We start from the raw sequence: 19,933 nt of genomic DNA on the forward strand, positions 1-19,933 counted from the left end.
ACATACACCAATAAAAATCCCTCCTTTACGAATCTAAAAGAGGGATTTTCATATTCTATACAATTGATTTTTCACACATTTTGCTCCACTTCTGCACTTTTCTCCTTCTTATTCCGTTTCATACTCTTCAAACTCTTTACCGTTCCAACTAATCCTTTCGGGAAAACTAGCAAGACGATAATGTACAATAAGCCAAGAATAATTGTCCATCGTTCAAAAATTGGATACGCTGTAGCCAGTTCTGATAAATAATATTTCAATGATTCAATAATTCCTGCTCCCGCAATTGCTCCTATTAACGTTCCAACGCCTCCAATCATCGTCATCAATAATGCATTTAATGTCATTTCAATTGAAAATACCGTCGTATTTACAAAGCGTAGTGTGATAACAAATAAACCACCACTAATTGCAGCTACTACTCCTGCCACAATACTAGCAATAATTTTATAATGAAGAACTTTATACCCTAGCGCTTCAACACGTTGCTCATTTTGTGAAATCGCCTTTAATACTTTTCCAATAGAAGATTTTGTGAAAAGACGTAACAGAATAAAAATGACAATTAAACATATAAGTGTTACATAATAAAACGTAAAACGGTCACGGAATAAATCTGGTACACCAAATGTAAAACCATCCCCTCCGTGAGTAAGCCCGCGCCATTTTTCAGCAAGTACGAAAAACAACTGTGAAATAGCAAGTGTTAACATTGCATAAAAATGACTTTTCAGCCGCAATGAAAGCAAGCCGATTATATAGCTAACAATTGCTGAAATGATAACTGCAGCTACTATCCCTATTAAAAAGTTCGTTATGGATACTCCTTGCCGATCAAATAAAAGCGCTACCCCATATGCTCCTATTCCAAAGAACATACAGTGACCGAACGATACAATTCCGGTATATCCAAGCAATACATCAAAACTCATTGCAAAAATAGCAAAGATGAAGATTTGAGTGAACAAAATTAACAAACTCCGTGAATCATTTACGAATGGAAATACACTTAAACAAATGAGCATACATACACCGAAGTATACTTTAATTCGATTTGAAGTGCTGTTCACCATTTCACCCCTTTTCACCAACAAGTCCGTTTGGCTTCACTATTAAGAAAAATAGTAACATTAACATATTGATTGCAAGCGATAAATCCGGTATAAAATATGCTGTAAAAGCACCAGCTAATCCGACAATTAAAGAAGCGATTGCCGAACCTTGTACGCTTCCTAATCCTCCAATGATTACTACTATGAAAGCTAAAATCGCATACTGCATACCCATCTCGGCGAAAATAACTCCTGAATACGGTGCTAATAAGAAGCCTCCCAACGCTGCCATCCCTGCTCCTAATAAAAAGACGAAAGAAAATATCGCTTTTACGTTAATACCGAGCGCTTGAACCATCTCTTTATCCATTACGCCTGCACGTATCATAAGACCTATTTTTGTTTTTTTGAGCAATAAAAGTAAGGCAATGTAAATGATGATCCCAATTAAAATAACAAATAGACGATATTTAATTAATATAACTCCTTCAAATGTATAACTACCTTGTAACCATAACGGTAATTTAGCCCCAATTGGATTGGGCCCCCAAAATACTTTAATACATTCACTAAGTACCAGCATTCCTCCAAGCGTCACAAGAAGTTGGCGAACATGATTTCCATATACCGGTCTAATAAGGAATCTTTCTAAAATGAATCCAAGAAACATCCCCATAGCAATTGCTCCAATTAACGCTAATACATAACTACCTGTCATATTAAATAGCCAAACACCTGTAAATGCTCCCCACGCAAATAAACCACCATGTGCGAAGTTTAGAACGCTCATTAAACCGAAAATAAGTGAAAGACCTGATGCTAATAAAAAAATGAGCATCCCTGTTGAAATCCCATTTACAAATAAATTGATTAACACATCCATCCTTCTCACCCCGGATTCATGTTAAGAGATTCCTAAATATTTATGACACATTTCCTTATCCTCTTTTAGTTCATGCATAAAACCGTTATGAACAATTTTTCCGTTATCCATAATATAAAAATAATCACCAATTTGACTAGCCATCATAAAATTTTGTTCAACGAGTAAAACTGTTGTTTTCTCCTTCATTTTCAAAATGGCTATCATTAATTTTTCTATCATAATGGGGGACAAGCCTTTACTCGGCTCATCAATAAGTAATAAACCATCACTATTTATAAATGCTCTTGAAATTGCTAGCATTTGCTTTTGTCCTCCGCTTAAGAGCCCACTTTTTTTGTGCCAAAACTGCTTTAAATCTGGAAATAATTCAAGCATCCACTCAATTTTCTCTTCCGCTTCTTCTCCCTTCCCCCTAGCAAGAGCGAATGTTTCTTCTACTGTCAGGTCATAAAAAATACCTTGATTTTCTGGTACATACCCTATTCCTTTCCTTGAGATTAAATGTGTAGATAATCCATTTACTTGTGTACTATCATAATAAATTTCACCATGTGCGATATGGTGAAAACCCATAACCGAACGTAATGTCGTAGTCTTCCCTGCCCCATTTCTTCCAAACAGTACAGTAATCGTTCCTTTCTCAACAGCAAGAGATACCCCTTGTAAAATATGAAACTGATCTAAATACGTCTCTATATTATTCACTTGTAATAGTGCCACTATATAATCCCCCTAAATAAGCACTTTGTACACGCTCATCTTTCATAATTTCTTCGGGCAAACCTTCAGCTAATAACTCTCCATGGAATAAAACGATAAGATGGTCTGACAAACCTAGTACCATATCCATTTTGTGTTCAATCAGTACAATTGTACTCTCTGGATGTTTCTTAATATTTTCAATCACTTGTAAAATTGCCGGTACCTCCTCGACTGATATACCTGCCGTCGGCTCATCAAGTAGTAACACATCCGTTTTTAAAGCTAATAACATCGCAAGCTCTAACTTTCGTTTTTCTCCATGCGCTAAATCTTTCGCTAATACATGTTCTTTCTCCTGAAGTAATACCGTTTTTAAGAACCGTCTCGCCTCTCCCACTTGTTGTTTAAATTTTGCCGAACTCGGAAAAAAACTATAGTAATCTTGAACAAATGATTGAACACTTAAACGAACATTTTCAAGTACCGTTAACTCCGGGAATATATTTGTAAGTTGAAAAGAACGACCAATTCCTAATCGAGTTCGATCCGAAATTGATAATTTTGTAATCTCTTGTCCTTTAAAATATACTTCACCCTTTGTTGGAGAAATTTGTCCACTAAGTAAATTAAATAACGTTGTCTTTCCTGCACCGTTTGGTCCAATAATGGAAATGAGCTTTCCTTTCTGTACTGTTAAATTCACATCCTTAATAACATGATGTTCACCAAAAGATACGCTAAGATTTTTCGTTTCAAGCAAGTGTGTCACGAAATCCCTCCTTTTAAAGCTTTCAGTGTGAAAGAAATACGTATAAAGAGGGTATTCCCTCTTTATACAAAAACAACAGAAAATTCAGTCTATTTGTTTTGAACTGGTGGTTCTGTCTCTTTCATCGTTAATTCTCGCTCTAATACTGGCACCGGATAATCAACACCATCTTGCTTTTTCAATGTAATGGAATACAGTGTCTGCATCGCTTGGTGATCCTTTTCTCTAAACTTCATCTTTCCTTTCGGTGTATCAAATTCCATTCCTTCCATTTTCTTAATCAATGTATCTACATCTGTATCACCTTTTGTTTTCTTTAAAGCTTCTACAATTGAAATTGCCGCTGACATTCCCCCTGCTGTAAATAAATCTGGAACCGCACCATTAAATCGTTTTTTATGTTCTTCTACTAACCAATCATTCACCTTATTTTTCGGGAGCGTATGATAATAAACAGAAAAACCTTGCATTCCTACTAACGCATCCATCGTTTTTAATGCCGGTATATCTGGTGCACCGGTAGAAATTTTAATACCTTGCGCTTCCACATTCATATCTTTTAACTGTTTCCAAGGTGAATTTGCCCCAGCCCAAACGATAAATAAATAATCCGGTTTTGAGCTAATGATATTTTGAATATTTGCAGTGAAGTCAGTCGAATTCGTATCAGCATATTGCTCGTTTACAATATTTGCACCTAACTTCTTCGCTCCAGCTTTAAATGCCGCAATTCCTTCACGGCCGTAAGCATTATCTTGTGCTAACGTTGCTATTTTCACATCTTTTTTAGCAATTGCTGCAGCACCAGCGACTGCATCTTGAGATGAATTTCTTCCTGTTCTAAAAATATATTTATTCCAGTTCTTACCGGTAATACTATCAGCCACCGCCGGTTCTACAACCATTATTTTTTCATATTCTTCAGCTAATGGTAAAACCGCTAATGTATCACTCGAACTAGACGATCCGACTAAAAAATCAACTTTCTCTTCTTCTAATAATTTCGTAGCTTTCTTCACCGCTACATCTGCTTTCGTTTCCGTATCTTCTACAACAAACTTAATCTTCTTCCCTTCCACTTTCCCAGTTCCACCCGTTGCATAGTCTAAGCCTAATTCAAATCCGTTCATTGTTTGTTTTCCATACGATTCTAATGGACCTGTTAATGATGCAAGAACCCCTACCTTAATCGTCTTTTCATCCTCTGTACTTGTTGTCTTTCCTGAACAAGCTGCCGTTATTAATAACGAACCTAAAACACAACCAGTAGCCATCATTCTTAGCCATTTACGTTTTTTCATCGACATTGTGATCCTCCCCATACTTTACTTTCTGATAGAGTCAAACACGCCAAAGTTACCCATCCGTAATTATGACTTTTTCTTTGAATCATACAAACAAATGTGTTAAAAAATTTAATGAAGTACCTTTACATTCGCCGCCTCTTTCCAAATACCTCCATTTACCATATACTCATCTAGTATTTTTCACCACCTAATTACAGTCGCAGCCCACGTATACCCAGTCCCGGCACTTACTACTACTGCAATATCTCCAGGCTGTAATTTTCCCTGTTCATTTGCAAAGTGAAGACCAATGCAAGGATCAAGCGCTGACATATGTCCATAATGATCTAAATATACAACTTGTTCTTCATCTAGCCCTAGTCCCTGTATCAATTCTATTAACATAGAACGTTTTGTATGCAGTGGTAACAATACTTTAATATCTTTAGGAGTAAATCCACTTTTTCTTAAAGCCCCCCTAATAACCTTGTCAAAATTAGGGATTGAAACCCGGTCTAGACGTTCTTTCATACTATTAGGATCTATTACATCAATATAATGTTGTCGATTCTCAACTGTATCATAGCTCGCAACCTGCTTTGATCCACCTGCTGGAATACGTACATCTTCATGAAATGAACCATCTGTTATAATCGCACTTCCTAATATTTCACCATTGCTAGCATCTTTTTTCACTAAGGCTGCGCTTCCACCATCAGCGAAATTAAACATAAAACGTGAGCGTGGATTATCATAATCTACAATTTGAGATTCTTTACATCCACCTACTAATAATATATTTTCAATTGAGTTATCGGAGTAAAGCATATCTTTTGCGACTTTGAGAGCAATAGGAAAGCAAGAACTAACATTCATAATTTCAAAAGCATAAGCATTTTTCAATCCAAGTTCATGCTGAATTTTTGGGGCACTTGACCATACGTGGTAATCTTTATGTGGACTGCCAAAATAAATGATCACATCAATAGATTGAGGATCTACTTGTAATAATATTGGCTTTGCAGCAGCAATAGCTAAATCTGATGCATGCATCATTTCATCTGCGACATGTTTTTCATATAAACCAAACTTTTCTATAATAATTTTCTCAGGGATACCTGTTTTCTTAGATAGATCTGCAGCCGTCTCTACGCCTTTTGGGAAGAAAACACCAGTCGTTTCAACCCCAATATTCATTAGACCACTCCCCCTTCTTTTGGCACCATCATAGTCGCTACACCTGTCAATACTAAATCTCCTTTTTGATTATGACATTCAGTTATCAATTTCAAAACTCTCTTTTCTTTCATAAATTCTTGCACTGTAGCCGTAGCTGTAATTGTATCTCCTATAAAAACTGGTGCTGTAAATTTAATAGTTTGTTCCATATAAACGGATCCTTTTCCAGGTAAATGAATCCCAAGCAATTGTGATAATAGACTAGAAGTTAGTAAACCATGTGCTATTCTTTGATTAAATCTAGTTTGTTTCGCATACTCATGATCAATATGAATTGGATTAAAATCCCCACTCAAACCTGCAAATAATACAAAATCTGTTTCTGTTATTGTTTTACTACATGATGCTTGTTGACCAGTGCTATACATCGTCACCTCTTCACCTGCTTTTCAATTGATTTGCTAACTGTACTTTTTGAATTTTACCAGTTGCATTTTTGGGCAATTCCTCTAGAAATACAATTTCTTTTGGAATTTTATATTTTGCTAGAAATAAACAACAATGTTCAATAACTTCCTTTTCAGTTAATTCACTGCTACTCTTTTTCACAATAAAGGCGATTGGAATCTCTCCCCACTTTACATGTTGCCTACCAACGACCGCTACCTCATATACCTCAGAAATCTTATTAATGACCTGCTCTACTTCAAGTGGATAAATATTTTCACCACCGGAAATTATCATTTCTTTTTTTCTACCGACAATGTATACAAAACCATCTTCATCAACTTTAGCTAAATCTCCCGTATATAACCATCCATCTTGAATTGTTTCTTTTGTTGCATCTGGTCGATTCCAATACTCTTTCATTACATTCGGCCCTCTTATAAGTAACTCTCCAACTTCACCGATTTCAACCTTATTTTTGTTTTCATCCATAAGTACATAATCACAAAACAGAACAGGTTTTCCAATTGAACCTACTTTATGTCTTGCATCTTCTTCTGAAAGCATAAATACGGTTGGTGATGTTTCAGTCATGCCAAAGCCTTGACCAAATAAAAATCCTCTATCTATAAATTCTCTCATCAGCTCTTCTGGACATGGAGCACCACCATTATAAAACCAGCGAACTGATTGGAAATTTGTAGTTTCAAACTTTGGGCAATTAATTAATGCTTGATGAATTGTAGGCACTCCCATCACTACAGTCACTTTATGTTTTTCTATCATGGAAAGAGCTGTGGTTGGTTCGAATTTTCTTGGAATAATGATTACGCCACCTGCAAATAAAGTTGGAAATGCGAATAAACCAATTCCACCAATATGAAATAAAGGTAATAATACAATAGAGCGGTCGTGCATAGTTAAGTCAATCGCAAATGTATTGTTAAGCGCATTCCAAAACATATTTTTTTGTGTAAGTACGGCTCCTTTCGGTTTTCCTGTTGTACCTGATGTATAACATATAATAAAGGATGCGCTTTCATTTATCTCTTCAAAGTTATCACTTTTTCTATCTTCTATTTCTTTTAAAGTTTTAATCGAAATAACTCTTTGTACGTACGATACCTTATGCATTGACAGTGCCATATTTTGAAATGTTTCCTCTACAAATAAAACTGTAGTTCCACTATCTTTTAACTGAAATATAAGTTCATTTTCTGTTAAGCGTATATTCAATGGAACAGCAATACATTCTACTTTTGCTATAGCAAACAAAAGTACAATATATTCCAAGCTGTTCTGTGATAAAATAGCTATCCTTTCTCCTTTTTGCACATTTACCTCGTAAATTAAATATGCTGCTACTTTACTTACATACTCATGTAACTGTTTATATGTCATTTCCTCCTCTTCTGTAATAATGGCAATGCGATCTGGATGTAAATAGGACCGTTTTTCAATCCAATAAGCAATGCCTTGCATATTTCCCCACTCCTTTATCTCTGTCTCAATCCTTCAAATATTAATGACATCGCTGCTTCAAATACATCTTCTGGAACATCTTTCTCTTCCCAATAACCCCATCGCATTCCTAGAAATTGCCCAATTGACATAAGACAATACGCAATTGTTTCTTTATCAAGTTGTTTAAACTCTCCCGCTTCCATACCAGCCGATAAACTTTTTAAAAACCCATTGGCGAGCTTTGCATAGTACCATCTATATAAGTTATCATCAACAACTACTGCCTGTTGTACAATGTTATATAGATTAGGTCGATCCTTCACCCACCGAAAAAAAGCCTGAAAACCTCTTCTTTGTGCCTTTTCATAACTTGATATTCCCTTCATTTCTTCTTTAATAATTAAGCGTAACTCACGGTTCAATCTGCGAATCAATTCATCAAATATATCTTTTTTAGATGGAAAGTAATTATAGAAAGTTCCGTGCGCTACCTTTGCTTCTTGTGTAATATTCACGATAGAAGCCTCGTAATATCCTTTATTACCAAACACATCTTCTGCAGCACACAATAATTTCTCTCTCGTTTCTAATCCTTTTGTTGTTAAGTTTTTTACATCCATTATTATTTTTTCTGACACCTGAATCACCTCTTAGGTTTGATTATAAATAAATTTCTGAATTTTACAATTATTATTGTTAGACAAAATCTGCAAGTGTTTTTCTACACACAAAAAGGCCTAACTTAAAAATAAGTTAGACCTTTAATCTTAATTAGAATTATTTTCTACTTTCTCTAACCCTTCAGCCAATTCTTTCTTATCTAGCCCTTCCCCTATTACTACCAAGTTCGTCGGAAAACCGAAGTCTTGTTCCAGTAAAGTCGGTACCCCGAACGAATACTGGAATAGGTGCGGGTATTTATCTCCATGGAATTTCACAAATCCTTTTACACGATAAATACTATCTGGTAAATTCGAAAGCCATTCATATAATTTGTCTTGATCAATCGATTTCGTAAACTGATACGTCATCGTTTGTATATGTAAATGCTGTTTGACATGTAGTGTCTCATGTTCCCCGTCATTCGTAAATTCAGCCTCTTCTATGTCTTCTAAAGATATATTACAATATTTTGTTTCAAACAATTTCGCATGATTATTTATCGCTTTCACTTCTTCAATTACTTTGTTCTTATCCGCATCTGTTAGTAAGTCTGATTTATTAATTAAAATGTGGCTACCAAACTTCAGTTGCTCATGCAATAATTGCTGAACGTTTGCACTTAATACACTTCGATTTAACCATCTTACTGCATCTAAAACGACTACAATTGATTTCACGTCTAAGAAAGGTGCTAAAATTGGTGATACACATGCATCTAACACTTCAATTGGATGCGCAACACCTGTCGTTTCTATATAAATGACATCTGGTCTTTCTTGCTGATATAACGAATGCAATTGTATTTCAAGCTCTTCTTTTAGCGTACAACAAATACATCCTTTCAGAAGCTCTCTTAAAACATTCTCTTTTCCAATAATATCGGTATCTACCGAGTATTCACCAATTTCATTCATTAATACTGCAACTTTTCTATTCTTCTTTTTCTCAGCTAACAATAAATTTTGTAATAATGTTGATTTTCCACTACCTAAAAAGCCACCTAATATATGAATTTCTACTTTATTCATTTGATCGACCATCCATTTCTTTACTTCAAACGTATTCAAAGCGTAATAATTACGATTTATATTTATCATTTTATTAAAAGAATGACCATTTGTAAACATAACAGATTCACTGTTCGTTTACTTCATGTGCAACCCTAACTCCAGACTCTATTGCTCCTTGCATCCATCCATGCGTTAATGTCGTATGCTCTCCTGCAAAGTGTACTTTGCCAGCTGGCGGCGTAATATACGGAAATAACTCGAGCTCTTGGCCTGGTTCGAAAGCCGTAAATGCGCCGCAAGAATACGGATTTTTACTCCAGCTAAAAGATGTTCCAGTAACAAATTCACTATAGACGATGTCACCGTATATTTCTGCTAAATTTTTTAATGCGTAACGAATACGATCACTTTGAGGGAGACTATCCCACGTTAACGCCTCATCTGCCCACGTATAACTCGCTAAAACGATGGCTGCCCCTGGTGTATGAATGCCATAACTCGGATAATATGTAAATCGAATCGGTAAATCTGTAATAGATTTACCGCCGTATTGTCCCGCTTTCTCCCAAAATCTACTTTTAAACTCTATCGCAATTTTAGTTGCAGCAATATAATTTAACTCACGAATTGCTCGTCTTTTATAATAAGAGAATAAATGATATGGCTGAACTTCTACAAACCGTAACGCTGAAAATGGAATTGTAATAATAGCACTGTCGCCTGTTACGATAAATGGATGTAACGTTTGCTCCTGACTTCCTTGCATCATTACTTTATTATCTTCTTGTATGATTTTCTCTACTTTATACGACATAAAAATATGAGCTTTTAACTCCGGTAAAAATGAATTTGGTAATGCATCCATTCCGCCCGTTATCTCGTAATATTTTGTCGTTGAGGTAAAAAAGATCATTTCACGTAATACTTCAATTAAAGACATTCCCATATATGCTTCCATATCAAGAAGTACACCTATCATATCTATTGCTCCGTCTGAATAATACTCAATTAAAAATGAGCCAAGTGAATATGCTTTATACTTTTTTTCAACGATAATCCAATTTTTATTAGGATCTTTTTTTATAAAGTTTAGTATTGGTTCTAATACTACTAACATTAACTCTTCTGCCGTTTTTCCTTTTTCGTTCTCTACAATTGGATATCTCAGTATACTTGGATTTTTTTCGAATATGCTCAATCTCGTTTTAATATTATTCGTATAAATAATATCTGAAGTGGTTTTATTTATAAACAAATTTAACGGTAATTTAAACTTACGAATGTAAGCCAAAGTTAACTCGTGTGTGTCAGGAATTCGCATCGGCCCTGCATTAAAATACAAACCAGAGCTAAATGGTTCACGGATCGTATATGTTCTTCCGCCTATTCGGTTATTCGCTTCTAAAATTGTTATATTATGACCTGCTTCTTTCAATAACGATGCTGCAACTAAGCCCGAAATCCCTGCACCAGCAATAATAATCTGCTTTGGATTCTTCGTTTTAACGAGCCCCACATTAATAATATGAAGCATTTTTCCCATCGTTAATGGCTGCATCATGCCCTTTTCTCCTTCAATAAAGGATTTTATTGCAGTATATTCGGTTCACTTACGTACTATGTTTCATGCAAGAAATTGCACGGATACATTTTCAAATACTTGAATATCTTTTATAAAATGTAATAAACTAGATATGACTCTATAGAAGTAAGACGTATTATCTTACATAATAAAATCAATGAAATTGCGAGGAATTTTGAAATGAAAAAAGGTATTAACCGTGTTGTATTAGTAGGAACAGGAGCAGTTGGATGTAGTTACGCTTACTGCATGATTAACCAAGCTGTAGCTGAAGAATTTGTTTTAGTTGATTTAAACGAGGCAAAAGCTGAAGGAGAGGCAATGGATTTAAGTCATGCTGTTCCTTTTGCACCAGCTCCAACTAGAGTATGGAAAGGTAGCTACGAAGATTGTAAAGATGCTGATCTTGTAGTTATTACGGCTGGATTACCACAAAAACCAGGCGAAACACGTTTAGATTTAGTTGAGAAAAATGCGAAAATCTTTAAACAAATCGTTCGTAGTATTATGGATAGCGGATTTGATGGTATCTTCTTAATCGCAACTAACCCTGTCGATATTTTAACTTATGTAACTTGGAAAGAATCTGGTTTACCAAAAGAACGTGTAATCGGTTCTGGTACAACTCTTGATTCTGCTCGTTTCCGCTATATGTTAGGTGAGTATTTCGATATTGGTCCTCACAACATTCATGCTTATATTATCGGAGAACATGGTGATACGGAACTTCCTGTTTGGAGTCACGTATCCATTGGTATTCAAAAACTACAAACACTTCTTGATAAAGACAACACATACACGCAAGAAGATTTAGACAAAATCTTCATAAATGTTCGTGATGCAGCTTACCATATTATTGAGCGAAAAGGTGCAACTTACTATGGTATTGGTATGTCACTTCTACGTGTTACTAAGGCGATTTTAAACGACGAAAATAGTGTATTAACAGTATCAGCTTACTTAGAAGGTCAATACGGTCAAAAAGATGTTTATATCGGTGTACCTGCTGTATTAAATCGCGGCGGTGTTCGTGAAATTTTAGAAGTGGAATTAAGTGAAGAAGAAGAATTAAAATTCGATCACTCTGTTCAAGTATTGAAAGAAACAATGGCACCTGTTCTTTAAGCGTGTATGCAAAAAAGCAATCCAATTTATTTTGGATTGCTTTTTTTATTTATTTTCTATTTTTTAATCGTCTCCTCATTATTTACATTCAGTACATCTAATAAGAAGATGAAGATTGGTATACCAATAATAAGCCCCCATATTCCAAGGAAATGCTCTGAAAAGATAAGAATCATAAATGTATAAAAGATTGGTAAATTCGTTTTCGCAGACATGAACTTCGGGTTTAAAAAATAACTTTCAAGAGCATGGATTATTGTAATGAACACAAGTATGTATACAACATACATAACTCCGCCTACGTTATAAGCAATAATACATAGCGGGAACAAGGAAATGAATACACCGGCAACAGGAATTAATCCTAGTAAGAAAATCATGACAGCTAATACGAGAAGCTGCGGAAATCCTAAAACGATTAATGCAATGACAGTAAGAATACAATTGACAATTGCAATTAAAAACTGCGCTTCAATTACTTTACCGAACGATCTTGCAAACCTTTCACCAAAATATGCAATCTCCTCATAAAAAACCCTCAGACTACTATCTTTAAATTTCGAAGTAAATGATATGATGCGTTCTTTTTCTAACAAGAAAAATAAACTTAAAATAAGAGAGAGCAGTATTTGCAAACTGACTTTTCCTATATTTGCAATCGATTGATATATGACATCTACACCTTGTTCTATATATTTTGAGACTTCCATCCCATTAATTGTTGAAAGTGCATATTTAATGATTTCATTATCAGGTGGATTTTGAAAAAATAACCTAAACTGATAAATCAATTGGGAAATTTGTATCGTTAGCACAGGTAAGTATTTATATAATGTTGTGCCGATAAAAGTAACTAATATGATATACAAACATGCGATAACAATTTTCCGATTCACTTTCAATTTCTTTGAAATAAAACGTTGAAACCGATCCATTAAAAATGTCAGTATGAACGTAATTAATATTAAATTAATCATACTTTTTAATCCATATAATACAAGCGCTACTATTATTAAAACGAGAAACCGTTGGAACCCTCTACTTCGAAAGAAATTTTTCACTTCATTCATTAAGATTTAACCTCCCCCTTCAATGGATGGAAATTGAATATATTACATTTTATGAACTTCTATAGACAATCTTTCTTACTAATTGAGAAGAATCCTTTTTTTCTTTTAATAATGTTAGATTCTTTTTCTATTAGCACATCAACATAATTTAGTGGCACTCTTTTTTTCGTTTACCCTTTTATAATTTTGGTGATTTTCTATTTTTAGACTGCTGCTCATACGCATATCCCATATTGAACAGATCCTTTTCACCGAATTGCTTTCCGACAAACACTGCACCTACTGGCTCTCCATTGTTATCATATCCTGCTGGCACAGCTAATTCTGGATAGCCAGCTACAGCTGATAGAAGAACTTCATCGTTGTTAATCATAACTAAAGCATCCAAACCTTTTTCTACTAAATACCTATCTAGCTCTTTTCTTGCATTTTCTTGACTCGTTTGCACTACTTTTTGAAACTCATCTTTCGTTATAGCAGATTTTTCAGATCCCTCAATTAATGTTTGTCCATATTTTATTCGTCTATTACTATCCTTTTTATTAAACGTTATAATCTCTTCTAGCGATTTTACCGGTACCTTTTTTTGCTTTGAAAGATAATCGTTAACATTATGTTTGAACTCATATTCTAATGTTTGCAAATTATCTACACCCTCAGCGTTTAACTGAATATCATCAGTCAAGATCGCACCTGCATCTCGAAGGTCTTTTCTAATCTTTTCTGCTACTTCTTTTCTATTTTCATCTTGTCGGTCTATTGAAAAAAGAACTCCTACTTTTTTCCCTTTCAATCCGTCTATTGATAAATCTTTCGTATAATCAATTCTTTCTTTATCTTTCATTTTTTCTGTCATAGCATCTTTTTCATCAAAACTTACCATTATGTTAAATAACGTTGCCGCATCCTTTACCGTTCTTGCCATCGGTCCTGCTGTATCAAGTGTTTCAGCTAATGGAATAATGCCTGATCTACTCACCATACCTAGTGATGGGCGTAATCCAACTACTGATTGCTGCGTCGCTGGTGCTACAATCGATCCAGTCGTTTCCGTCCCGATTGCAAGTGGTGCAAAATCTGCCGCAACTACTGTAGCAGACCCTGAACTTGATCCCGATGTATCAAACGTAATCGGACCGTATGGATTCAAATTTTGTCCTTTTTTCCCGCTATAGCCGCTAGGCATTGTAAAGGATAAATAATTTGCCCACTCAGACATATTCGCTTTTCCTAAAACGAAAGCACCTTCTTCTTTCAACTTCTTCACGATCGTGGCATCTTCATCTGCAATCCAATCTTTTAACACATACGTACCCGCGCTTGTCGGCATCACCTTTTCTGTTTGTATATTATCTTTTACGATAACTGGCATGCCGTATAAGTTCGACTTCTTATTGAAAGATCTTTCTTTATCTAGCTTTCGCGCTTCTTCCATTGCATTTGGATTAATCTCTGTAACAGCATTTAATGATATTCCATTTTGGTCATGTTCTTGTATTCTAAAAAGGTAAATACTCGTTAATTCTTCATATGATAATTTCCCATCATCAATCATTTTTTGAAGCTCATCTACAGTCGCATCTACGACTTCTTTTTCTTTTATCTTTATGTTTTCTATGTTAATGTCTTTCAACTGATTATGTATCGGTTTTAACACTCTATCTTTATCATATACGATACGCTCCGGTTCCTTTGGAAAATAATTTTTATACATGTAATACCCTCCGGCACATGCCAACAGGACAATACCTCCAGCGATCGACAACATTATCTTTACCCACTTTTTCATGTTGTTACCTCCACTCTAAAAGTTGCTAAATTGTATTGAAAAAGAGAGTTATCCTTGTAACTCTCTCTAATTGAAATGCTACATGAAAAAATGAAGAATTTTAATTTCATTACTTCTTATTTTGCATTTGCTTTGCTAATAATTCTTTCACCTGATTATATGTTAATCCTGAATTCTTATTTAAACGTTTTACTTCCTCAACATCAGTACCTACTACTGTATATTTTTTCTCATCATTCATTTTTCCACTTCCCTTTCTATTGCATTATTTCTAATATTTTTCCCCTAAACTCCTATAAATTAATACAAATAAGGAAACTATACGAAATTCGATAGCTAAAGGGAATTGAGTTACATAAGAGGAAACGATAAAGAAATGTCGAATGTATAGTATATATTTGTTGAATTTAAGGGTTTGGAGGGTACATTTTGAAAACATATGAGTTTAAACATAACATTCCAACATTGGAAGAGTATAAATATTTATGTGATTCTGTTGGATGGACTAATTATATGAATTTTGAAGTGGCGGAAACTTCACTAAAACATTCTATTCACTGCATCACAGTGAAAGATAATGAAAAAATGATCGGCATGGGTAGAATTGTTGGTGATGGATCTATCTATTTCTATATTCAAGATATAGTGGTTCATCCGGATTATCAGAAACATGGTATCGGGAAAGAAATCATGCATCGTTTAGTTACATACTTACATGAAAATGCCCCTGATAAAGCGTTTGTCGGTTTGTTTGCATCAGAAGGTAAAAAATCGTTCTATGAGAAATTTGATTTTAAAGATTACTCACCAAATATGACGGGAATGTTTACTGTCATTTCAAAAACATAATAGATTTTTATTGTAAGGAAACACTTCGGTTCATATGAAGGAATTTGTTCTTGCAGTATGTGTTTATCTTTAACATTACATACGAAAGGAGAGTACATATATGGCTCATATGTACTCTCCTTTTATTTCACTCTTTACATATTAAATTTCTTAATAAAATTTCACTACATCTTCAGTAGGTAAAAATGTTCTTTCTCCTGGTTGTTCATTTGGCTCACCAAATGGCATTTGTCCTACTAAGCTCCACTCAGCTGGAATGTTCCAAGTCTCTTTCACTTCAGCATCTACAATTGGATTGTAGTGTTGCAGGGATGCGCCAATTCCTTCAACTGCTAATAACATCCATACAGTATGTTGTAACATTGCATTTCCTTGATGAGACCAGAATGGGAACTGATCTTTATATAATGGTGCATTCTCTTGCATTTTTTCTACTGTTGCTTGATCTTCAAAGAATAACACAGTCCCAACACCTGTATGGAAACCTTTTAATCTTTCTACAGTCGCTTCAAAGTTTTCTGCTGGTACGCGGGCTCTTAGTGTTTCTTTAACAATATCCCAAAACTTTTCATGCTCTCCATCCATTAATACAACCATACGGCCACTTTGCATATTGAAAGATGTTGGTGCGTGTAAAGCTGTTTTTAAAACTTCTTCAATTCTTTCTTTCGTAATTGCATCGTTTTTTGTTACTTTACGAATAGAACGACGGTTCACGATTGCTTCTTTTAAGTTTGTTGTAGTTGCTGACATGTTAATTCCTCCAAATATTTGTTTTATAATTTATTTTGTTATTTCATAACAAGCGAATTAGCAATATCCATCTGTATTACACTGCATACCTTCAAATGAATTTGTTTTTTCCTTTTCAATTTCTTTATCAATTACTCTTTGTAGCGTTTCTTTACTAGCAAGCCCTTGAATGACTTCATCTCCAATCATGACTGTTGGAACAGCCATAATATTCGCTTCATCATATGCATGCTGAATCGCTTCTTGATGCTTTTCTTTATATTTTCGATTTACTAAAGCATCTTTAAATTCAGCTTCAGGAAGACCTACTTCTACCGCTAATTTTGTTAAAACATCAATATCTTCAATGTTTTGCTCTTCTTGGAAAAATGCTGTGAATACACGGTGATGATACTCATTTCCAAGTCCACATTCCTTCGCAAATTGACATCCTTCAAAAGCTAAATGTGTATATGGATGCGGAGAAACACGCGGCAAACGCATATCGATTCCTAACTTTTTCGCGGTTGGAAGAATGAAAGCGTCCCATGAACCTAATTTTTCCGGCTCATTCCATGGATCTATTTTTGAATATGGACTTGGACGTAATTCAAATGGCATCCATTCAATCTCTACATCATTCTCTTTCGCTACCTCATCTAATGGACCTTTTGCTAAAAAACAAAATGGACATATAAAATCTGAGTATACTTTCATTTTTACAGTCATAATTTTTACACCTTACCTTTATAGTTGTAATCAAATCAGTTACATCAATGACAAAAAAATATAAATATGATTTAAGCATTCATTTTCTCTTGCAAAGTTTCAAACAACTGCCCCATCGTAATATTTCTTAAAACTTCTTCCATCGCAGATTGTGCTTGTATTAATATAACTTCTAATACAGCTTGAATATTCGCTCCAATTGGACAATCTGGATTTGGTTGCTCGTGAATATGAAATAGCTTATCTTCTTCGACTACATTTACTGCATGATACACATCCAACAATGTGATTTCATGTAAATCCTTTAATAATCCCGCACCACCTGGGCCGCGATTTACATATACAAATCCAGCTTGCTTCAAGTACGACATCATTTTACGAATGACTACTGGATTCGTATTTACACTTTCAGCCATATAGTCTGAAGTACAAAGTGAAGATGGATTGTTTTTCAAAATAGATAAAATATGAACAGCTATAGAAAAGCGGCTACTAATTTTCATCATGATCACCACCCCGATGTAATCATTATAGTTACAACAAAAAGATAAGTCAATCCTTTTCATATATTTTTTATAAACAAATTTAAAAGTGCCCCATTATGATATATGAGACACCTCTTGTTATTCTGCAAATAGCGTTTGAAATTCTTCAATAAATAGCTGCACAGCGATTGAAGAATCCTTTAATGCAGGAACAGCTAAAGCAATTTCTCTCCATACTTGCGGTTCCAATTCTCTCGTTTGCACATTCTGTGGTAAATTCGTTAAAGATAATTCAGCTAATATTGCAATACCTAGCCCTTCCTGAATCATATTTAAAGCTGTCGTAACGGTCGATATTACATATTCAGCCCGAAGTGGTACGTTAGCTTGTTTAAACATATCAATAATGGGTGGTTCATATCCACCCTTACATAATATAATCGGTTCATTCTCTAAATCACTAATTGTAATAGAGTCCTTTTTACAAAGAGGATGATCCTCTCTTAAGATAGCAACCATTTTTCCCTTGGTTAATGGGACAATCTCCATCTCTTTATTAGGCAAGATAACAATTCCTATATCAACAACCCTTGATACTAACCAATCTTCAACTTCTTTAATTGTTCCTTCACAAAGAACGACTTCTAAGTTCGGATACTTCTCCTTAAAATGGTTTATCATTTTCGGTAAAAAATGTGCAGAAGCACTCGGAAAACTCCCAATTCGAATCGTCCCCACTTCGTGTCCTTTCTCCATCGCAACTTCTTGTTCAATCTTCTCTACGCCGTTCAAAATCTCTCTAATATGTACAAGAATTCTGTTTCCTACATCCGTAACGATTAATCCTTTTCGTTTATCACGTATAAGAATCGTAACTCCTAACTCTGACTCAATACTTGAAATGGCATGACTTACAGCTGGCTGCGTCATATTTAACACCCGAGCAGCCTTCGTAAAACTACCTAACTCAACAGTTTTTATTAATACTTGCAGTTGTGTAATGGTCATAACTAATCACTTATACTCCTTATAAAAAAGATTCATTTTATTTATTACAGTCGATATCATATCATAGTGAAATGAATAACAACAAGGAGGTCTTACCGTGACACAGCTTTCTCGAACTAAAACGGCCATAATCCTTACCTTTCTCGTTTTCATGTGGGGAATCAATTGGCCTTTATCTAAGTTTGCCCTGCATTATACACCACCCGTTTTATTTGCAGGCGTTCGAACTTTAATTGGAGGATTCATTTTACTCCTTTTCGCATTACCGAAATACAAAGAGTTACACTTAAAAGAAACTTGGCATTTATACGTTATTTCTTCTTTACTTAACATCATTATATTTTACGGATTACAAACTGTTGGCCTTCAATATATGCCTGCTGGTTTATTTTCCGCCATTGTATTTCTACAACCTGTTTTACTCGGCATTTTCTCATGGATTTGGCTTGAAGAATCTATGTACGGGTTAAAAATTTTCGGGCTTGTTCTTGGATTTATTGGCGTAGGTGTTATTAGCTCTAGTAGTTTAACTGGACATATTTCTATTATCGGAACCCTTCTCGCGATAGGATGTGCGATTGGCTGGGCACTTGGAACAGTATTTATTAAGAAAACTGGGCACCGCGTTAATTCCATTTGGATGGTAACACTTCAGCTCATTATTGGCGGTTTTTGCTTAATTGGATTTGGTTCAGAGTTTGAAAGCTGGTCTACCATCGCTTGGAGTCTACCATTTATTAGCGTACTTCTCTTTATTTCATTCTTTGTTATTGCAATGGGATGGCTTGCATATTTCACACTCGTTGGAGCTGGTGAAGCAAGTAAAGTTGGGGCTTATACATTTCTTATTCCACTAATCGCTATTATTGTAAGTTCAATTTTCTTACACGAGGCCATTACTATTAGTTTATTCATCGGACTATTATTTATTGTGGTGAGTATTTGTTTTGTTAATATAAAGCCGAAAACACTTGCTGTAAGGCAGCAGGTTGAAGTGAAATAAAAAAGAGTCTACGTTTGTAGATTCTTTTTTATTGTATGATGATATTTAAATAGCAAGAATATTTTCTCTAATATATACAAATAGACTAACAATTCTAATCATA

21 protein-coding genes are annotated in these 19,933 nt (G+C 34.8%); 3 read left to right on the plus strand and 18 right to left on the minus strand.

Annotated elements, in window-relative coordinates:
- Positions 1-71: 71 nt before the first annotated feature.
- From BAQ44_RS11660 to BAQ44_RS11710, 11 genes are all read right to left on the minus strand, one after another.
- Positions 72-1,025 carry a branched-chain amino acid ABC transporter permease gene (locus tag BAQ44_RS11660; RefSeq protein ID WP_071721773.1) on the minus strand — a complete coding sequence of 318 codons (954 nt, stop codon included), beginning with the start codon at positions 1,023-1,025 and terminating at the stop codon, positions 72-74.
- A gap of 49 nt (positions 1,026-1,074) precedes the next feature.
- Complete coding sequence (locus BAQ44_RS11665; RefSeq protein WP_061676848.1) at positions 1,075-1,935, minus strand: branched-chain amino acid ABC transporter permease; 861 nt, start codon at positions 1,933-1,935, stop codon at positions 1,075-1,077.
- A 21-nt stretch (positions 1,936-1,956) separates the two neighbouring features.
- Positions 1,957-2,658 (minus strand): branched-chain amino acid ABC transporter ATP-binding protein, encoded by a 702-nt coding sequence (locus BAQ44_RS11670; RefSeq protein ID WP_063261805.1) that lies wholly within the window; start codon positions 2,656-2,658, stop codon positions 1,957-1,959.
- Positions 2,636-3,409 (minus strand): ABC transporter ATP-binding protein, encoded by a 774-nt coding sequence (locus tag BAQ44_RS11675; protein ID WP_046197658.1) that lies wholly within the window; start codon positions 3,407-3,409, stop codon positions 2,636-2,638. The genes BAQ44_RS11670 and BAQ44_RS11675 overlap by 23 nt, the downstream gene beginning before the upstream one ends.
- An 89-nt stretch (positions 3,410-3,498) precedes the next feature.
- Positions 3,499-4,716 (minus strand): substrate-binding domain-containing protein, encoded by a 1,218-nt coding sequence (locus BAQ44_RS11680; RefSeq protein WP_063261804.1) that lies wholly within the window; start codon positions 4,714-4,716, stop codon positions 3,499-3,501.
- A 180-nt stretch (positions 4,717-4,896) separates the two neighbouring features.
- On the minus strand, positions 4,897-5,892 hold the full coding sequence (locus BAQ44_RS11685; protein ID WP_063261803.1) for a 3-oxoacyl-ACP synthase: 996 nt from the start codon (positions 5,890-5,892) through the stop codon (positions 4,897-4,899).
- Complete coding sequence (locus tag BAQ44_RS11690) at positions 5,892-6,308, minus strand: MaoC family dehydratase (RefSeq protein ID WP_063261802.1); 417 nt, start codon at positions 6,306-6,308, stop codon at positions 5,892-5,894. Before BAQ44_RS11690 ends, BAQ44_RS11685 begins: the two co-directional genes overlap by 1 nt.
- A gap of 4 nt (positions 6,309-6,312) precedes the next feature.
- Entirely contained in the window at positions 6,313-7,803 is a 1,491-nt protein-coding gene (locus BAQ44_RS11695) for an o-succinylbenzoate--CoA ligase (RefSeq protein WP_063261801.1), read from the minus strand.
- 14 nt (positions 7,804-7,817) lie between these two features.
- Positions 7,818-8,423: a TetR/AcrR family transcriptional regulator gene (locus BAQ44_RS11700; protein ID WP_116758358.1), complete on the minus strand. Its 606-nt coding sequence runs from the start codon at positions 8,421-8,423 to the stop codon at positions 7,818-7,820.
- 129 nt (positions 8,424-8,552) lie between these two features.
- Positions 8,553-9,476, minus strand: a complete 924-nt coding sequence (locus BAQ44_RS11705; protein WP_063261853.1) for a CobW family GTP-binding protein — start codon at positions 9,474-9,476, stop codon at positions 8,553-8,555.
- Between the two features lie 106 nt (positions 9,477-9,582).
- Positions 9,583-11,019 (minus strand): flavin monoamine oxidase family protein, encoded by a 1,437-nt coding sequence (locus BAQ44_RS11710; protein ID WP_071721748.1) that lies wholly within the window; start codon positions 11,017-11,019, stop codon positions 9,583-9,585.
- Between the two features lie 201 nt (positions 11,020-11,220).
- Here BAQ44_RS11710 and BAQ44_RS11715 point away from each other — a divergent pair, with 201 nt between their 5' ends.
- Complete coding sequence (locus BAQ44_RS11715) at positions 11,221-12,165, plus strand: L-lactate dehydrogenase (RefSeq protein WP_071721749.1); 945 nt, start codon at positions 11,221-11,223, stop codon at positions 12,163-12,165.
- Positions 12,166-12,221: 56 nt separating this feature from the next.
- Here the strand turns inward: BAQ44_RS11715 and BAQ44_RS11720 are convergent, their stop codons facing one another.
- From BAQ44_RS11720 to BAQ44_RS31585, 3 genes are all read right to left on the minus strand, one after another.
- Entirely contained in the window at positions 12,222-13,235 is a 1,014-nt protein-coding gene (locus BAQ44_RS11720; RefSeq protein WP_071721750.1) for an AI-2E family transporter, read from the minus strand.
- Positions 13,236-13,413: 178 nt separating this feature from the next.
- Positions 13,414-15,024: an amidase family protein gene (locus BAQ44_RS11725; protein ID WP_071721751.1), complete on the minus strand. Its 1,611-nt coding sequence runs from the start codon at positions 15,022-15,024 to the stop codon at positions 13,414-13,416.
- Between the two features lie 109 nt (positions 15,025-15,133).
- Positions 15,134-15,265, minus strand: a complete 132-nt coding sequence (locus BAQ44_RS31585) for a hypothetical protein (RefSeq protein WP_061676841.1) — start codon at positions 15,263-15,265, stop codon at positions 15,134-15,136.
- Between the two features lie 188 nt (positions 15,266-15,453).
- On the opposite strand from BAQ44_RS31585, the gene BAQ44_RS11735 reads away from it, so the two are divergent.
- Positions 15,454-15,873 (plus strand): GNAT family N-acetyltransferase, encoded by a 420-nt coding sequence (locus BAQ44_RS11735; RefSeq protein WP_063261797.1) that lies wholly within the window; start codon positions 15,454-15,456, stop codon positions 15,871-15,873.
- A 150-nt stretch (positions 15,874-16,023) separates the two neighbouring features.
- Here BAQ44_RS11735 and BAQ44_RS11740 read toward each other — a convergent pair whose 3' ends face one another.
- The 4 genes from BAQ44_RS11740 to BAQ44_RS11755 all read right to left on the minus strand — a co-directional run bounded on the left by BAQ44_RS11740 (position 16,024) and on the right by BAQ44_RS11755 (position 18,827).
- On the minus strand, positions 16,024-16,626 hold the full coding sequence (locus BAQ44_RS11740; protein ID WP_071721752.1) for a nitroreductase family protein: 603 nt from the start codon (positions 16,624-16,626) through the stop codon (positions 16,024-16,026).
- A gap of 57 nt (positions 16,627-16,683) precedes the next feature.
- A complete protein-coding gene (locus tag BAQ44_RS11745) occupies positions 16,684-17,334 on the minus strand; it encodes a DsbA family oxidoreductase (protein WP_071721753.1) in 651 nt (216 codons plus the stop codon).
- A 71-nt stretch (positions 17,335-17,405) separates the two neighbouring features.
- Positions 17,406-17,837, minus strand: coding sequence for an Rrf2 family transcriptional regulator (locus BAQ44_RS11750; RefSeq protein WP_063261795.1), 432 nt, complete (start codon positions 17,835-17,837; stop codon positions 17,406-17,408).
- Positions 17,838-17,957: 120 nt separating this feature from the next.
- Positions 17,958-18,827 (minus strand): LysR family transcriptional regulator, encoded by an 870-nt coding sequence (locus BAQ44_RS11755; protein ID WP_071721754.1) that lies wholly within the window; start codon positions 18,825-18,827, stop codon positions 17,958-17,960.
- A gap of 97 nt (positions 18,828-18,924) precedes the next feature.
- On the opposite strand from BAQ44_RS11755, the gene BAQ44_RS11760 reads away from it, so the two are divergent.
- Positions 18,925-19,830 (plus strand): DMT family transporter, encoded by a 906-nt coding sequence (locus BAQ44_RS11760; protein WP_063261794.1) that lies wholly within the window; start codon positions 18,925-18,927, stop codon positions 19,828-19,830.
- The last annotated feature ends 103 nt before the right edge of the window (positions 19,831-19,933 follow it).

Source organism: Bacillus mobilis (assembly GCF_001884045.1).
Lineage (GTDB): Bacteria > Bacillota > Bacilli > Bacillales > Bacillaceae_G > Bacillus_A > Bacillus_A mobilis.

Coding starts and splice junctions, on each gene's coding strand:
- BAQ44_RS11660 (WP_071721773.1), bottom strand. CDS start 1,025: ATGCTCATTTGTTTAAGTGTATTTCCATTCGTAAATGATTCACGGAGT.
- BAQ44_RS11665 (WP_061676848.1), bottom strand. CDS start 1,935: ATGGATGTGTTAATCAATTTATTTGTAAATGGGATTTCAACAGGGATG.
- BAQ44_RS11680 (WP_063261804.1), bottom strand. CDS start 4,716: ATGTCGATGAAAAAACGTAAATGGCTAAGAATGATGGCTACTGGTTGT.
- BAQ44_RS11685 (WP_063261803.1), bottom strand. CDS start 5,892: ATGAATATTGGGGTTGAAACGACTGGTGTTTTCTTCCCAAAAGGCGTA.
- BAQ44_RS11695 (WP_063261801.1), bottom strand. CDS start 7,803: ATGCAAGGCATTGCTTATTGGATTGAAAAACGGTCCTATTTACATCCA.
- BAQ44_RS11705 (WP_063261853.1), bottom strand. CDS start 9,476: ATGAATAAAGTAGAAATTCATATATTAGGTGGCTTTTTAGGTAGTGGA.
- BAQ44_RS11710 (WP_071721748.1), bottom strand. CDS start 11,019: ATGATGCAGCCATTAACGATGGGAAAAATGCTTCATATTATTAATGTG.
- BAQ44_RS11715 (WP_071721749.1), top strand. CDS start 11,221: ATGAAAAAAGGTATTAACCGTGTTGTATTAGTAGGAACAGGAGCAGTT.
- BAQ44_RS11720 (WP_071721750.1), bottom strand. CDS start 13,235: ATGAATGAAGTGAAAAATTTCTTTCGAAGTAGAGGGTTCCAACGGTTT.
- BAQ44_RS11725 (WP_071721751.1), bottom strand. CDS start 15,024: ATGAAAAAGTGGGTAAAGATAATGTTGTCGATCGCTGGAGGTATTGTC.
- BAQ44_RS31585 (WP_061676841.1), bottom strand. CDS start 15,265: ATGAATGATGAGAAAAAATATACAGTAGTAGGTACTGATGTTGAGGAA.
- BAQ44_RS11740 (WP_071721752.1), bottom strand. CDS start 16,626: ATGTCAGCAACTACAACAAACTTAAAAGAAGCAATCGTGAACCGTCGT.
- BAQ44_RS11745 (WP_071721753.1), bottom strand. CDS start 17,334: ATGACTGTAAAAATGAAAGTATACTCAGATTTTATATGTCCATTTTGT.
- BAQ44_RS11750 (WP_063261795.1), bottom strand. CDS start 17,837: ATGAAAATTAGTAGCCGCTTTTCTATAGCTGTTCATATTTTATCTATT.
- BAQ44_RS11755 (WP_071721754.1), bottom strand. CDS start 18,827: ATGACCATTACACAACTGCAAGTATTAATAAAAACTGTTGAGTTAGGT.